Annotated in this window: 13 protein-coding genes; 6 read left to right on the plus strand and 7 right to left on the minus strand. The window is 69.9% G+C overall.

Annotation, left to right across the window (positions count from 1 at the left end):
• Nucleotides 1-84 precede the first annotated feature (84 nt).
• The gene (locus EPL04_RS00825) at nucleotides 85-1,254 is read right to left on the minus strand and encodes a pyridoxal-phosphate-dependent aminotransferase family protein (protein WP_134668537.1); all 1,170 of its coding nucleotides are present in this window, start codon (nucleotides 1,252-1,254) and stop codon (nucleotides 85-87) included.
• Between the two features lie 177 nt (nucleotides 1,255-1,431).
• Here EPL04_RS00825 and EPL04_RS00830 point away from each other — a divergent pair, with 177 nt between their 5' ends.
• The gene (locus EPL04_RS00830; protein WP_134668538.1) at nucleotides 1,432-1,668 is read left to right on the plus strand and encodes a PRC-barrel domain containing protein; all 237 of its coding nucleotides are present in this window, start codon (nucleotides 1,432-1,434) and stop codon (nucleotides 1,666-1,668) included.
• 12 nt (nucleotides 1,669-1,680) lie between these two features.
• Here EPL04_RS00830 and EPL04_RS00835 read toward each other — a convergent pair whose 3' ends face one another.
• Nucleotides 1,681-2,532 carry a hypothetical protein gene (locus EPL04_RS00835; protein WP_209019535.1) on the minus strand — a complete coding sequence of 284 codons (852 nt, stop codon included), beginning with the start codon at nucleotides 2,530-2,532 and terminating at the stop codon, nucleotides 1,681-1,683.
• A gap of 174 nt (nucleotides 2,533-2,706) precedes the next feature.
• Here EPL04_RS00835 and ligA point away from each other — a divergent pair, with 174 nt between their 5' ends.
• Nucleotides 2,707-4,779: an NAD-dependent DNA ligase LigA gene (gene ligA, locus EPL04_RS00840; RefSeq protein WP_134668540.1), complete on the plus strand. Its 2,073-nt coding sequence runs from the start codon at nucleotides 2,707-2,709 to the stop codon at nucleotides 4,777-4,779.
• A gap of 6 nt (nucleotides 4,780-4,785) precedes the next feature.
• On the opposite strand, the gene EPL04_RS00845 is transcribed toward ligA, so the two are convergent.
• The 3 genes from EPL04_RS00845 to EPL04_RS00855 are packed head-to-tail and all read right to left on the minus strand — an operon-like array spanning nucleotide 4,786 to nucleotide 6,910.
• A complete protein-coding gene (locus tag EPL04_RS00845; protein WP_134668541.1) occupies nucleotides 4,786-5,670 on the minus strand; it encodes an ABC transporter permease in 885 nt (294 codons plus the stop codon).
• On the minus strand, nucleotides 5,667-6,587 hold the full coding sequence (locus tag EPL04_RS00850) for an ABC transporter ATP-binding protein (RefSeq protein WP_134668543.1): 921 nt from the start codon (nucleotides 6,585-6,587) through the stop codon (nucleotides 5,667-5,669). Before EPL04_RS00850 ends, EPL04_RS00845 begins: the two co-directional genes overlap by 4 nt.
• Before the next feature lie 59 nt (nucleotides 6,588-6,646).
• A complete protein-coding gene (locus EPL04_RS00855; RefSeq protein ID WP_134668545.1) occupies nucleotides 6,647-6,910 on the minus strand; it encodes a hypothetical protein in 264 nt (87 codons plus the stop codon).
• A 192-nt stretch (nucleotides 6,911-7,102) separates the two neighbouring features.
• Here EPL04_RS00855 and EPL04_RS00860 point away from each other — a divergent pair, with 192 nt between their 5' ends.
• The 3 genes from EPL04_RS00860 (at nucleotide 7,103) to EPL04_RS00870 (ending at nucleotide 10,837) form a co-directional block, all read left to right on the plus strand.
• Entirely contained in the window at nucleotides 7,103-7,711 is a 609-nt protein-coding gene (locus EPL04_RS00860; RefSeq protein ID WP_134668546.1) for a hypothetical protein, read from the plus strand.
• 9 nt (nucleotides 7,712-7,720) lie between these two features.
• Nucleotides 7,721-9,565 carry an excinuclease ABC subunit C gene (locus EPL04_RS00865; RefSeq protein ID WP_134668548.1) on the plus strand — a complete coding sequence of 615 codons (1,845 nt, stop codon included), beginning with the start codon at nucleotides 7,721-7,723 and terminating at the stop codon, nucleotides 9,563-9,565.
• A 117-nt stretch (nucleotides 9,566-9,682) separates the two neighbouring features.
• Nucleotides 9,683-10,837 (plus strand): SPFH domain-containing protein, encoded by a 1,155-nt coding sequence (locus EPL04_RS00870; RefSeq protein WP_134668550.1) that lies wholly within the window; start codon nucleotides 9,683-9,685, stop codon nucleotides 10,835-10,837.
• A 1-nt stretch (nucleotide 10,838) separates the two neighbouring features.
• On the opposite strand, the gene uvrB is transcribed toward EPL04_RS00870, so the two are convergent.
• Entirely contained in the window at nucleotides 10,839-12,905 is a 2,067-nt protein-coding gene (gene uvrB, locus EPL04_RS00875) for an excinuclease ABC subunit UvrB (protein ID WP_134668551.1), read from the minus strand.
• A gap of 501 nt (nucleotides 12,906-13,406) precedes the next feature.
• Between uvrB and EPL04_RS00880 the strand changes: the two genes are divergently transcribed.
• The gene (locus tag EPL04_RS00880) at nucleotides 13,407-14,333 is read left to right on the plus strand and encodes a hypothetical protein (RefSeq protein WP_134668553.1); all 927 of its coding nucleotides are present in this window, start codon (nucleotides 13,407-13,409) and stop codon (nucleotides 14,331-14,333) included.
• 48 nt (nucleotides 14,334-14,381) lie between these two features.
• Here the strand turns inward: EPL04_RS00880 and EPL04_RS00885 are convergent, their stop codons facing one another.
• Nucleotides 14,382-15,011: a rubrerythrin family protein gene (locus EPL04_RS00885; protein ID WP_134668555.1), complete on the minus strand. Its 630-nt coding sequence runs from the start codon at nucleotides 15,009-15,011 to the stop codon at nucleotides 14,382-14,384.
• Nucleotides 15,012-15,030 lie beyond the last annotated feature (19 nt).

Here is a 15,030-nt window from a genome sequence, read left to right on the forward strand (position 1 = left end):
CGGCCTCGGGGCGGGGCCGGCCGGCGCGGCCGCGTCGCTACCGAGCGAGCGATCGGTCGAGAAACAGCGCCGATCCCGAGAACGCTACCGCAGGCGGTCGCGGGCCGCCGCGACGCCCGCCTCTTTGTCCACGTCCGCGCCGACGTCCTCGAACGCCTCGCCGATCGTCCGCACGCCGCGCAGAATCTGCTCGGCCGAGAGCCCGCCCATGTTGCTCACCCGGAAGATCTCGCCGCCGAGGTGGGCCTGTCCGCCCGAGATGGAGACGCCGCGAGCCTCGACCGCGTCGAAGAAGGCGTCGGGGTCCTCGCGGACGTCGGCGGGGAGCGACACGCCGGTGAGCGTGTTCGAGTACTCGGTCGCCGCGTTGCGCTCGGCGAACAGCTCCAGCCCCATCGCGGTGAACGCCTCGCGGAACGCCGCCGACTGACGACGGTGGCGCTCGATGCGCTCGGCCATCCCCTCCTCGACGATGTCCTCGGCGGCGACCGCGAGCCCGCGGAACAGCGGGACCGCGCTCGTGAACGGCGTCTGGTGGGATTCGGCCTTCCGGAGGTGCCAGTCGAGATCCTCGTAGAACGGCGCGGCGTCGCCGTCGAACGCCTCTTGGGCGTCCGCGGTCGCGTACATCGCGGAGGTACCCGGCGGGGCCGCCAGACACTTCTGGGCGTCGGTGACCGCCACGTCGACGTTCCAGTCGTCGATCCGGAACTCGTCGCCGCCGATCGAGGTCACGCCGTCGACCACGAAGCGGGCGTCGTGTTCGGCGGCGATCTCGCCGACGCGCTCGACCGGGTTCAAAAGCCCCGTGGAGGTCTCGTTGTGGACCATCGTCACCACGTCCGTGTCGTCGCCGACGGCGTCCTCGACCGCGTCGAGGTCGAGCGACTGGCCCCACGTCGCCTCGACCGCGTCGACGGCGGCGTAGCGGTCGGCGATCCGCTTGAACCGCCGACCGAACTTCCCGTTGACGAGCGCGACCACGTCGCCGCCGTCGCCGACGAGGTTCGCGACCGCGGCCTCCATCGCCATCGTCGCGGTGCCGTTGAAGATGAGGCTGGTGCCGTCGGTCGCGGTGGTCGTTCCGTCGAGCGTCGACTCGGTGAACACGTAGTCGAGCGCGTCCTGGGCGCGCTCGTAGACGGCCTCGAACGCGGCCGAGCGGTGCGAGACCATCGGCTCGCTCATCGCCTGCCGTACCTCGCGGGTCACCGGAACCGGGCCGGGGTTCAACAGGAGAAAGTCCTCGCGCATAGTCTGACCGATGGCGCCCCCCGGCTTAAAGACGGGGATGCTCGCAAATGCCGCCAGCGCGGCCCGGCCGCGTTCGACCCGTGACCGGAAACCGGACAGGTGGTCCGAGCCGACAGGTCGGCGCGCTCGATAGGTGGCCCAAGCGGTCTTCAGTGACCGCGTCGTCGTTCGAGTGCGATGGCAGACTTCACAGAACACGACGAAGGCAAGCCGGTCGTAATGGGCGACGAGAAAGTCGGAATGATTTCGCGCGTCGAGCACGGCACCGCGCACGTGAACCCCGACGCGGGCATCACCGACAAGATCAAAGCCTCGCTCGACTGGGGCGAGGACGACCAAGACACCTACCCGCTGAGCGAGGACCGGGTCGACACGATCACCGACGACGAGGTCCGACTCCGACACGACGCGTAACCGCACCGCACGCTACTTTTTTGAAAGCGTCGCGAGCCCGTCGAGGTGATCGAGTCCGACGATCGCGACCGCGTCGCCGCGCTCGCGGAGCGAGTCGAGCCGGGCGGCCATCGACTCCTCGCGGGTCTCGTCGCGGAGCGCCACCGGTTCGGGCTGGTCGAACGTCCGCAACAGCGATCGGGAGCGCTCGGCCTGTCTGCGTTCGTCGCGGGCCTGCTCGCGCGGCGGATCGGCGCGCGAGCAGTCGTGTGCGACCGGATCGTCGACCTCGACGCGGAGCCCGGTTCGGTCGGCGACCGCGGCCGCGACCCGACAGACCGCGGCGTGGCGCGAGACCGACGCGACGCCGCCGGCCACGCGCCGGAGCGTGTCGAGCGACGCCCCCTCGCGCCAGCAGTTGCGCGCGAGTCGCGCGAGGAAGTCGCGCGTCGGGGCGTCGACGCCGACCACGTCGGCGCCCGACTCGCGGGCCGCCCGGGCGGCGGCGCTCATCTCCCCGCCGAACGACGGCGTCGGCCGGTCGCTCCGGGCGTACTCCCGGTAGAGGGGCACCGCCAGCGGCGGGAGTTCGAGCGCGACCGTCTCGGGGGCGCGCTCGCGGACGACCGCGCCGGCCCGGAAGACGCTCGCGGGATGGTCGTGGACGACCCCGACCAGCGTCAGGTCGCCGCGGTCGGGAGAGGCGAGTGTCCGGACGTACTCGGGGTCGAGCCGGGGGTCGTCGCCGGGCGACTCGTCGGTCGCGTCGTCGGCCGACCGCTCGGGCGCACGATCGGCCGACGCCGTCGGCTCGGCGCGCTCGGTCGGTTCGGCGGGCGATTCGGACGAATCGGGGGACGGGGAGGAGTCTGCGGGGGCGGACATCGGCGTGCCACCGGGTATCACGCACCCCTCATATGCTTTCGGGTTCGCCTCGAGACGCGCCTTCCCGATCGAGAAGGTTGCCGAGCCCTCGCGGAGTGACGCCGCGACCGGCGCCGGCGCGCACCCGCCGGGCGTCGCCGGGGTTTTTACTCCGCGCGCGGCCAAGAGACGCTAATGACCGCGACGACGGCCGACGAGAACCCCTACGTCGAGGAGCCGCCGACGGAGTTCGACCCGGTCTCGGAGCTGACCGAGGCGGAGGCCGAAACCCAGGCCCGCCGGCTCCGGGAGGCGATCCGGTTTCACGACTACCGCTACTACGTCGAGAACGACCCCGTGATCGCCGACCGGACGTACGACGCGCTGTTCACGCGGCTACAGGACCTAGAGGAGGCCTTCGACCTCCGGACCGACGACAGCCCGACCCGCCGGGTCGGCGGCGAACCCCTCGACGAACTCGGGACCGTCGAGCACGTCGCGCCGATGCTCTCGATCGACTCCAGCGGCGACGCCGACGACGTCCGGGAGTTCGACGACCGGATGCGCCGGGCGGTCGGCGACGACGTCGAGTACGTCTGCGAGCCCAAGTTCGACGGGCTCTCGGTCGAGGTCGTCTACGAGGACGGCGAGTACGTCCGGGCGGCCACCCGCGGCGACGGCCACGCCGGCGAGGACGTGACCGAGAACGTCCGGACGATCGCGAGCGTCCCCTCCCGGCTCCGGGGCGACCACCCCGACGACCTCGTCGTCCGCGGCGAGGTGTACATGCCCGAGGCGGCGTTCGCCGAGCACAACCGCGAGCGCGTCGAGCGCGGCGAGGACCCCTTTGCCAACCCCCGGAACGCCGCGGCGGGGAGCCTCCGCCAACTCGATCCGAGCGTGACCGCCGAGCGACCGCTCGACTGCTTTTTCTTCGACGTGCTCGACGCTTCCGTCGCGTTCGAGACCCACTGGGAGCAACGCGACCGACTCCCCGACTGGGGCCTGAAGGTCAACGACCGGGCCGAGCGGACCGGCGACGTCGAGGAGGCGATCGACTACCGCGACCGACTGATGGACGACCGGGCGGATCTGGGGTACGAGATCGACGGCGTGGTGATCAAAGTCGACGACCTCGCGGCCTGCGCCGAGCTCGGCGCGACCGAGCGCGCCTACCGGTGGGCGTACGCCTACAAGTTCCCCGCCCGCTCGGAGGTGACGCCCATCGCCGACGTCGTCGTGCAGGTCGGTCGGACGGGTCGACTGACGCCGGTCGCGCTGCTCGAACCCGTCGACGTCGGCGGCGTCACCGTCTCGCGGGCCAGCCTCCACAACCCCGAGGAGATCGCCGAGATGGACGTGAACGTCGGCGATGCGGTCCGGGTCGAGCGGGCCGGCGACGTGATCCCGTACGTCGCCGAGGTGGTCGAGAAGCGCTCGGAGGGCCACTACGAGTTCCCCGAGCGGTGTCCGGTCTGTGACAGCCCGGTCGAGTTCGACGGGCCGATCGCCTACTGCACCGGCGGGCTGGCCTGCGACGCCCAGCTCCGGCGCGCGATCGCGTACTACGCGAGCGACGACGGGCTCGACATCGAGGGGCTCGGCGGCGAACGCGTCGACCAACTGCTCGACGCCGGGGTGATCGAGGACGGCCTCGCGGACCTCTACGACCTGCGCGAGGACGATCTCGCCGGCCTCGACGGCTGGGGTGAGACCAGCGCTCGGAACCTGCTCGCCGAGTTAGAGGAGTCGAAACGGCCTCGCCTGCGGGAGTTCCTCTCGGCCATCGGCATCCCGTCGGTCGGCCCGGCGACCGCCGCGGACCTCGCCCGCGAGTTCGGCGACCTCGAATCGATCCGATCGGCCGACCGCGAGGCGCTGGAGTCGGTCGACGGCGTCGGCCCGAACGTCGCCGACCGGATCGCGGAGTTTTTCGACTCGGCGGAGAACCAGCGGGCCATCGACGACCTGCTCGACGCGGTGGGCCCGCTCGAAGCGCCGCCGGCCGAGGCGACCGGCGACGCCCTCGACGGCCTCACGTTCGTGTTTACCGGGTCGCTCGACAGCTACACCCGAAGCGAGGCCCGCCAACTGGTCGAGGATCACGGCGCGAACGCCACCGGGAGCGTCTCGGGCAACACCGACTACCTCGTGGTCGGCGAGAACGCGGGCCGGACGAAGCGCGAGGCCGCCGCGGATCACGGGGTGAGGACGCTCGACGAGACCGAGTTCGAAGAACTGCTCGAAGACCGCGGCGTCTCGACGTAGCCCGGCCTACAGGTCGGCCTGTTCGAACACCCAGTAGCCGACCGCGATCGGGACCGCGAGCCACAGCAGGAACTGGACCGCCACGAACGGGTCCGAGAGGTAGAACGGCACCTCGCCGATCTCCTCCTGAGCGAACCCGCGCTGGAGCCGCCCCGCCTGATAGAGTCGGGCCTGCAACTGGGTGTCGGTGTAGAGGCTGGCCGCCAGCGTCTGGTAGGCCCGCACCGGGTTCAGGAACTTGATGAACAGCCCGTACTGCATGAGGTCGACGCTCGCGAGTTCGAGCGACAGCTGATCGTTGACGAACAGCAAGACCCGCCGGACCTGTCCCCAGAACAGCGTGAAGACGAAGTAGAGCCCGACGGTGCCAAGCATCGCCCGGCGGTTGGTCGAGGCCGCCGCCGACACGCCGACCGAGATGCTGACGAACACGACCCCGAGCAACATCGTCAGGGCGGTGAACGCGACGAAGTTGAGCACCTTCAGCCCGACGCCGTAGACCCCGAGCACCCCGAACGCGAGGACGAGTCCCAGCAGGATCGGGAGGGCAACGACCGCGCTCCGGCCGACCGCCTTGCCGAGGAGCGCGTCGCCCCGCGAGTGGGGCAACGAGAGCAGCAGCTTCAGCGACCCCGACTCGCGCTCGCCGACGATCGCGCTGTACGAGACCACGATGGCGACCAGCGGGATCAACAGCGTGATGACCAGTTGGCCGAGCGTCTGGAGGAACGCGTCGGTGGTGATCGGCTGTTGGGGGTCGGCCGGGAGGTTCGAGCCGACGAAGTACGCCGCGCCCGCGAACAGCCCGACGAAGATGGCCGACAGCGCCCAGAGCCACCGCGACCGCACCGCGTCCCGGAAGTCCTTCCGGGCGATCGCCTGCCACGTCATGCTTCGACCTCCCCGGGCTCGGCGGTGTACGCCATGAACAGGTCCTCCAGCGAGGTCTCCTCGGTCTCGAAGTCGCGGACCTCGGCGCCCGCGCTTTCGAGCTCCGAGAGGACGCTGGTCTTCACGCCGCTTTCACACGAGACCCGGAGCGTCTCCCCCTCGCGGGACACCTCCGAGACGCCCTCGATGCCGGCCACGCGGTCGAGCGCCTCGTCGGGCACGTCCTCGGCGGTGATCTGCAGGACGGTGTCGGCGCTTGTCGCCTCCCGGAGCCCCGCGATGGAGTCTTCGGCGACCAGTTCGCCGTCCCGCAGGATCCCGACGCGGTCACAGACCGACTCGACCTGCCCGAGGATGTGACTCGAGAAGAAGACGGTCGCGCCCCGGTCGGCCTCGGCCCGGACGATCTCGCGCATCTGCTTGGCGCCGTTGGGGTCGAGTCCGGTCGAGGGCTCGTCGAGGATCAGCAGGTCGGGGTCGCCGACCAGCGCCATCCCGAGCACGAGCCGCTGGGCCATCCCCTTCGAGTAGCCGCCGGCCTTCCGGTCGCCGTCGCCCGCGAGCCCGACCCGATCGAGGATGGCGTCCGGGTCGGCGTCGGCGTCTTTCGATTCGATGGCGAACTCGATGTGCTGGCGGCCGGTCAGCCGGTCGTACACCGAGAACCCCTCCGGGAGCACGCCCAACCGCTCGCGGATCGCGACGCTCTCCTCGGAGGCGTCGTAGCCGAGGAGTCGGACTTCGCCCTCGGTCGGGCGGACGAAGTCCAACAGCATGTTGATCGTCGTCGACTTGCCCGCGCCGTTCGGCCCGAGGAAGCCGAACACCTCGCCCTCCGCTACGTCGAGCGAGAGGTCGCGGACGGCGACCACGTCGCCGTACCGTTTCGTCACGCCGTCGAGTTCGATGGCGGCCATGCTCGCGGCTTTCGCGTCACCCTACGTAAAGCCTTGTCTTATCCGGTCGCGGCGCGAACTCAAACCGTCTCGTCGGGGTCGCGGTCCGCGGCCATCCGGGCGGCCTCGTCTGCGTACCGTTCGCGAGTCTCCGGATCCTCGACCGGGTGGAGGTCGTCGGGGTCGGCGGTGATCGCGGCGGTCACGCCGCCCGTTTGGCGGAGCGCGTTCGCCGACCGCTGGCGCCGGAACCGCCGCTCGCCGTCGGGGGTGGCGTACACCAGCGTCACGAGTCCCTTGTCGGTGTACGTGCGCTCGACCAGCCAGAGTTGTACGTCGTCCATACGTCGGGGGTCGCGGTGCTGTGGGTTGAATCCTGCGGGTCGTTTCCGCACGTTGACACCGCCAGTAGCGTTAAGGTCCAAAGCGGCGTACCGAGTGACACTAATGGACTACGGGTGGCAGACGTGCGTGCAGTCTCGCGGACGGGGTATCGGGCACAACCGGGGTTCGGTCCGAACGGCCCAGAGGTGACGATGAGCCAGTCCCCGCTCTCGCAGGCGACCGACGATCGGCTCTCCAACATGCTGTTTCAGGGCGAGGAGGTCGAGGAGGAACTGTCGGTCGAGGGGGCGCGCATCGCGGTCACGACCCACCGCGTGCTCGTGTTCACCCCCGACGGCGAGGGCCGGCGGTTCGACCACGCCGACCGTCCGAACGTGGTCGACGCGACCGTCGAGACGACGGGCCACACCTCCTACGTCTCGTGGGGCGTTCGGAGCGGGGTCTACGGTGCGGTTCTGTTGGGCGGGGGCCTGCTGGTGCAGTTGAGCGGCATCCTCGATCGGCTGGGCGCGGCGACGCCGCCCGAGAACGCCCCGGACGCGGGGCTCGGGGATCTGGTGGCGATGCTCCCCGACGCGCTCGCCGCGCTGACTGACGCCTTCCTCGCGGGCGGGGTCGCGTTGCTGGTGGCGGCGGCCGCCCTGACTGGCCTCTACTATCAGTCGCGCTCGCGCGAACTCGTCATCGAGCGGGCCGGCCGCGATCCGATGCGGGTGCCTCTCGGCACCGAGAACGGCGAGCAGATCGCCCGGCGGCTCCGGACGGCGGTAGGAACAGGTTCAAAACCGCAGAGCGACTAGCGCGGCTCGATGGACGGGGACGCGGTTCGCGAGCGCGCGGCGGAACTGCCGCGCGAGCCGGGGGTGTATCAGTTCCAGACCGTCGAGTCGCCGCGCGACCACGGCGGGACGACCGGGGATCGAGCCGCCGAGACGGTCGTCTACGTCGGGAAGGCCGTCGACCTGCGCGACCGGGTGCGGTCATACGCGGATCCGCGGGGCGAGCGCATCCGCCGGATGGTCGAGCGCGCCGACCGCATCGACTACTCGGTCACCGACACCGAGACGCAGGCGCTGTTGCTCGAGGCCAACCTGATCAAGCGGTTCCAGCCCCGGTACAACGTCCGGCTCAAGGACGACAAATCGTACCCGCTGGTCCAGCTCACCGACCACGAGTTCCCGCGGATCGAGATCACCCGCGACCCCGATCCGGAGGCGACCGCCCGGCGGCGGGCCGACGGCGGTGCGACCGCGGCCGACCCGGGCGTCGCCGGCCCCCGGGTGTTCGGGCCGTTCACGGAGAAGACGCGGGTCGAGACGGTCGTGAAGGCGCTCCGGGAGACCTACGGCGTCCGCGGGTGTTCGGACCACAAGTTCTCGAACCGCGACCGGCCCTGCCTCGATTACGACATCGGACTCTGCACCGCGCCGTGCACCGGCGAGATCGGTCGCGAGTCGTACCTCGCCGACGTCGAGTCGGTGGTCCGGTTCTTCGAGGGCGAGACCGGCGTGCTCGCCGACCCGCTCGGCCGCGAGATGGAGCGCGCCGCCGAGAACCGGGAGTTCGAGCGCGCCGCGAACCTCCGAGACCGGCTCGACGCGGTCGAGGGGTTCCACGGCGGCGCGGGCGAGGCGGTCGCGAGTCGGGGCGACGGGCGGTCGGTCGACGTGCTGGGGGTCGCCTTGGAGGGCGACTCGGCGACCGTCGCGCGCCTCCACAGCGAGTCGGGCCAGCTGGTCGAGCGCGACCGGTTCGAGGTGAGCGTCCCGGAGGGCGACGCCGACACCCGGGCCGGCGCGGTCCTCTCGGCGTTCGTCCCCCAGTACTACGCCGAGCGCGAGCTCCCCGACGCCCTCCTGCTCTCGGAGCGGCCCGACGCCGAGGTGCTCGAGTGGCTCGACCGCGAGGGCGTGGCGGCCCGCGTCCCGGGCGCGGGCCGGGAGGCGACCCTGCTGGATCTCGCGCTGAAGAACGCCCGGCGCGGGGCGAGCGAACCCGACGCGCTGGCGGCGCTCCGGGACGCGCTGGGCCTCGACGCCGTCCCCCGGCGCATCGAGGGGTTCGACGTGAGCCACGCGCAGGGGACCGCCGCGGTCGGTAGCGACGTCGCCTTCGAGAACGGGAGCGCCGACAAGTCGGGCTACCGGCGCAAGAAGCTCGACGACCGCAACGACGACTACGCCAACATGTACGATCTGGTGCGATGGCGCGCCGAGCGCGCGCTGGCGGGCCGCGACGACCGGTCGGACCCCGACCTCCTGCTGATCGACGGCGGGGCGGGCCAGCTCGGGGCGGCCCGCGACGCGCTCGCGGACGCCGGCTGGGACGTGCCCGCCATCGCGCTCGCGAAGGACGAGGAGCTGGTCGTGACCCCCGACGCCACGTACGACTGGCCGAGCGACGCGGCCCACCTCCACGTCCTCCAGCGGGTCCGCGACGAGGCCCACCGGTTCGCGGTCCAGTACCACCAGAGCCTGCGCGACGACGTCTCGACCGAACTCGACAACGTGCCGGGCGTCGGTCCCGCCACCCGCCGCAAGCTCCTCCGGCGGTTCGGGAGCGTCGAGGGGCTCCGGGCGGCCTCGGCGGCCGAGCTCCGGGAGGTCGACGGCGTCGGCGAGAAGACGGCCGAGACGCTGTTGACGCGGCTGTGACTCCGTCGATCCGGTGGATTCTGCCGGCGTGCGACCGGCGCGTTCCCGATCCGTTCGCGTGTCCGGCCACCGACAAGAACGTCAAGCGTTAAGCCGTCGGAGCCTCGAAATGGTGACATGAACAACCCCTTCTACGAGCTCGGACGACTCTCCGGGCGCGTGGATCTCTCGACGGTCGCGGCCGCGGTGATCCTCGTCGTCGGCCTCATCGCCGCGCTCCCCGCGCTCGATCCGATCGCCGTCGCGGGGGTGCTCGCGCTGGCGCTCGCCGCGGTCGTGGTCGCCAGCGCGGTCGAGATCGTCGGTCCCTACGAGAAGCGCGCGCTGACCGTGTTCGGCGAGTACCGGAAACTGCTGGGGCCGGGGATCAACGTCGTGCCGCCGTTCGTGAGCGAGACCCACACCTTCGACATGCGGACCCAGATGCTCGACGTCCCCGAACAGGAGGCCATCACGGAGGACAACTCCCCCGTCACGGCCGACGCGGTCGTCTACATCCGAGTGATGGACGCCGAGCGGGCGTATCTGCAGGTCGAGGACTACCGCGACGCGGTGGCGAACCTCGCCCAGACCACCCTCCGGGCGGTGGTCGGCGACATGGAACTCGACGATACGCTCCGCGAGCGCGCCGAGATCAACGCCCGCATCCACGAGGGGTTAGACAAACCCACCGACGAGTGGGGCGTCCGGGTCGAGGCGGTCGAGGTCCAGAAGGTGATGCCGACCCCGACCGTCGTCGACGCGATGGAGCAACAGACCGCCGCCGAGCGCCGCCGGCGCGCGATGATTCTGGAGGCCCAGGGCGAGCGCCGGAGCGCCATCGAGCGCGCGGAGGGCGAGAAGGCCGCGAACGTCGTCCGGGCGCAGGGCGAAAAGCAGAGCCGGATCCTCGAAGCCCAGGGCGACGCCGTCTCGACGGTCCTGCGCGCGAAGTCCGCCGAGTCGATGGGCGAGCGCGCGATCATCGACAAGGGGATGGAGACCCTCGACGCCATCGGACAGGGCGAGTCGACCACGTTCGTGCTCCCGCAGGAACTCTCGTCGCTCGTCGGTCGCTACGGCAAGCACCTCACCGGTAGCGACGTGAGCGCGGGCGGGTCGTCGCTCGACAGCCTCGACTTCGACGCCGAGACCGAGGAACTGCTCGGGCTCGACGACGTCGAGGCGATGGCGGCCGCGGACTTCGAGAACCTCGACGATATCGAGGTCGAGGAGATGGAGACCGAAGCGATGGAGACCGAGGACCTCGAAGCCACCGAGTCGAACGACTGACTCAGAACTCGGCGTCGGGTTCGGGCACGCCGCCCTCGCCGTCGACCTCCACGTCCACGTCGAACTCCTCGCGGAGCTCGCGGATCTTGTCCCGGATGTCGGCCGCGAGTTCGAACTCAAGGTTGTTGGCGGCCTCGTTCATGCGGTCTTCGAGCTCCTCGATCCGGCGGGCGGCCTCGTCGTCGGTCTCGGGGTCGCCCGAGGCGACGCCGCCGGTGTCGGTCTTGCTCCCCGGGAGGTTCGCCTCCGAGACCGCCTTGTCGATGGTCGTCGCCTCGTAGCCGTGTTCCTCGTTGTACTCGCGTTGGATCTGGCGGCGGCGCTGGGTCTCCTCGATGGCCGCGGCCATCGCGTCGGTCGTCTCGTCGGCGTACAGCACCACCTCGCCGTTGACGTTCCGGGCGGCCCGCCCCATCGTCTGGACGAGCGAGGTCTCCGAGCGCAAAAAGCCCTGCTGGTCGGCGTCGAGGATCGCGACCAGACTCACCTCGGGGATGTCGAGCCCCTCCCGGAGGAGGTTGATGCCCACGAGCACGTCGAACTCTCCGAGCCGTAGGCCCCGGACCAGCTCGTGGCGTTCGAGGGTGTCGGTCTCGTCGTGCATGTACTCGACCGCGACGCCGGCCTCTTCGAGGTACTCGGTGAGGTCCTCGGCCATTCGCTTGGTGAGCGTGGTCACGAGCACGCGCTCGTCGCGCTCGACCCGGGCGTCGATCCGGTCCATCAGGTCGTCGATCTGGCCGGTCGCGTCGGCGACCTCGACCTTCGGGTCGACGAGGTGGGTCGGTCGGACGATCTGCTCGACGATCCGGTCGCTCTGCTCGCGCTCGTAGTCGGCGGGGGTCGCCGAGACGTAGAGGGTCTTGTCGGTCTTCGCCTCGAACTCCTCGAACGACAGCGGGCGGTTGTCGTAGGCGGTCGGGAGTCGGAAGCCGTTGCCGACCAGCGACTCCTTCCGGGACTTGTCGCCCGCGAGCTGGCCCTTGATCTGGGGGACCGTCTGGTGGGACTCGTCGATGACGGTGAGAAAGTCGTCGGGGAAGTAATCGAGGAGCGTGAACGGCGCGTCGCCGGGCTCGCGGTCCGAGAGGTACACCGAGTAGTTCTCGATGCCCGAGCAGTAGCCGGCCTCCCGCATCATCTCAAGATCGAACGTGGTCCGTTCCTCGATCCGCTGGGCGGCCACGAGGTCGTCGTTGCGCTCGAAGTACCGAACGCGGTCGTCGAGGTCGGCCTCGATCTCGGCGATGGCCTCCTCCATCGTCTGTTCGGGGATCGAGTAGTGCTCGCCGGGGTGGACCAGCACGGCCGACTCCCGGGAGACCACCTCGCCTTCGAGGGGGTCGACTTTCAGCATGCGGTCGATCTCGTCGCCCCACAGTTCGACGCGCACCGCGTACCGGCCGTACATCGGGAAGATTTCGACGGTGTCGCCCCGGACGCGGAACGTCCCCTGCGTGAAGTCGACGTCGTTGCGCTCGTAGTTGAGGTCGACCAGCTTCGCGAGCAGTTCGTCGCGGCCGATCTCGTCGCCGACTTCGAGCCGGAGGCTCATCTCCTCGTAGTTTCCCGGGTCGCCGAGCCCGTAGATCGCCGAGACCGACGCCACGACGATCACGTCGTCGCGGGTCAAAAGCGACCGGGTCGCCGAGTGGCGCAGGCGGTCGATCTCCTCGTTGATCGAGGCGTCTTTCTCGATGTACTTGTCGGTCTGCTCGACGTAGGCCTCGGGCTGGTAGTAGTCGTAGTAGGAGACGAAGTACTCGACGGCGTTGTCCGGAAAGAGATTCCGGAACTCCTCGTAGAGCTGGGCGGCGAGCGTCTTGTTGTGGGCGATCACGAGGGTGGGCGTCTGGATCTCCTCGACCACCCACGAGACGGTGTTGGTCTTGCCCGACCCCGTCACCCCGAGCAGGGTCTGTTTGTCCATTCCCGCCTCGAACCCCGCCGCCAACTGCTGGATGGCGTCGGGCTGGTCGCCCGCGGGGTCGAAGGGAGCGTCGACCCGGAACTCGGTTTCGGCCTCGGGTCTGTCGGGCGAAAGCGGCCCGGAGTCGGCGTCGCTCATTGTGTCCCGTGGTAGGGGTCGAAGCTACTTTACCCCCTCGTCGCGGGCTTCGATCGCCGATTCCGACCGGCCCGAGCGGCCGAACGGACCTGTCGGCGAGCCCGCAAAATGCGGTGTGTTCACAGTAAGCGTCCGTCGGTCGCCCGGACCTATCAACGCGCCGACCCACGAACGCGCCGACGCTGGCGCCGAGCGAAATCGGGAACTCCCCGTTACTCGGCCGATCCGAGGCGCGCCCGAATCTCGGACCGCTGGGACGTCTCGCGACCGGTGGCGCCGTCGCTCGCTCGCCCCCGAGACCGACCGGTGTTTTGGCCGTCGTCGTGTGCGGATAAGCCGACCCAAACGCCCGAAAACGAGGCGTTGTGATCGCTATCGTCTGTGCGGATTTCGGAAACGTCAGCTTCCGTTCGTGAAGCTCGGTTAATCCGGTTGAATCGGCGGATAGCGACGCTCGGGTTCAAATGGAACCGGGTATTCAAAATGTCGTGGAGAGAAGAGATGACTGACCCAGACGGAGAGAACGGGCGGATGTATCGACGCACTGTACTGAAAGGCACGGCGGCCGCCGGACTGTTCGGCCTGACCGGCGTCGCGAGCGCGAGCGACTACCGGGAGGTCACGTTCACGTCGGCCGACGACGACCTGTTCGAGTACAAGGTGAAAGTGAGCGGCAAGATGAAACGCGGCGGCACCTACGAGAGCGACCCCGGCGACGAGGTCGGCCACGACTACGCGCACGGCCGGTGTGCCGAGGGCCGAAGCGACAGCTTCCTCTGGACCGGCGAGATCGTCGACCTCCAGCTGAGCGGTCGCGGCAAGGTGTACGTCGACGGCGAGCTGGTCGAAGACACGACCGGCGAGAAAGACCACGACGGCGGCGACGACAAAGACGACCACGACGGGAAGACCCGCGAGGTCACCTTCACCTCGGTCAGCGACGAGATATTCCGGTACCGCGTCGAAGTGTCGGGCAAGATGATGCGGGGCGGCACGTACGAGAGCGACCCCGGCGACGAGGTCGGCGACAACTACGCGAACGGACGCGCCGCCGATGGCCGGAGCGACAGCTTCCTCTGGACCGGCGAAGTCGTCGAGCTCAAGGTCGGCGGTCCCGGGAAGGTGTACGTCGACGGCGAACTGGTCGAGGACACGACGACCGACGGCGACCTCTCGAAGGAGGTCATCGTCTCGAACCCCGGCTCCGACGAGCTCAGAGAGTACACGCTCCGCGTGACCGGCGACGCCCGGATGCTCGAGCCCGACGAGGACTTCCCGCCCGCCGACGACGAGATCGTCGATCTCGACGGCGGCGGCGCTCGGATCGAGGGCGCGGTCAGCACGGGCGACGACCGGTTCGCCTTCTCGGGTGATCTCATCCGGGAGAACGTCCCCGACGGCGTCCAGATAGACGTCAGAAACCGGTAATCAGACCGGAGTCGATCGACCGTACCGGGCGGTGACGACCGCCGGCGTTCAACAGACCGGTTTCGGGTTCACGCCCATTCCTTCTAGGGTGTCGGTGTACTCCTCGTAGGCCGCCTGTATCGCACCGGTCGCGGCGTCCAGCGCGCGGTCGTACTCCGCGTCGGACTCACAGACAGCCGCGAGGAGCTCGCGACCCCGCGCCAACTGCTCGTCGAGGTCCTCGCCCAGCTCTCGGAACAGCCCCGCGGTCTGGGGGTCGGCCTGCCCGACGAAGAAGCCGACCATCTGCTCTTTGGACTTCTCGCTGGCGAGCGTCCGGCCGAGAAAGCCGCCGACGCGGGCCGGATCGGCGTCGAGGCTCCGGAGGTACTCGTGGATCGCGGGCGTCTCGTCGGGGTGGTGGTCGGCGTCGAGCTCGCCGGCGACCCGGTCGTAGTGGGCCCGCTCCTGCTCGGCGAACGCCTCGAAGGCCTCCCGGACCCGCTCGCCGTCGGCGTCGTCGGCCCACCCTCCGAACGTCTCGGCGGCGGCGTGCTCGGCGTCGGCGGCGGCTCCGAACACCTCCTCGGCGTCCATCTCGCCCGCGGTCTCGGCGTACAGCGCTTTCGAGGAGCCGAGCCGGGAGAGAGCGGTCTCGTTGTCGTCGCGCACGGCGTCGAGGAACTCGTCGGGATTCATGGCCGGGAGTACGGAAGCC

It is taken from the genome of Halorussus marinus, assembly GCF_004521895.1.
In the GTDB taxonomy this organism is placed as follows: domain Archaea; phylum Halobacteriota; class Halobacteria; order Halobacteriales; family Haladaptataceae; genus Halorussus; species Halorussus marinus.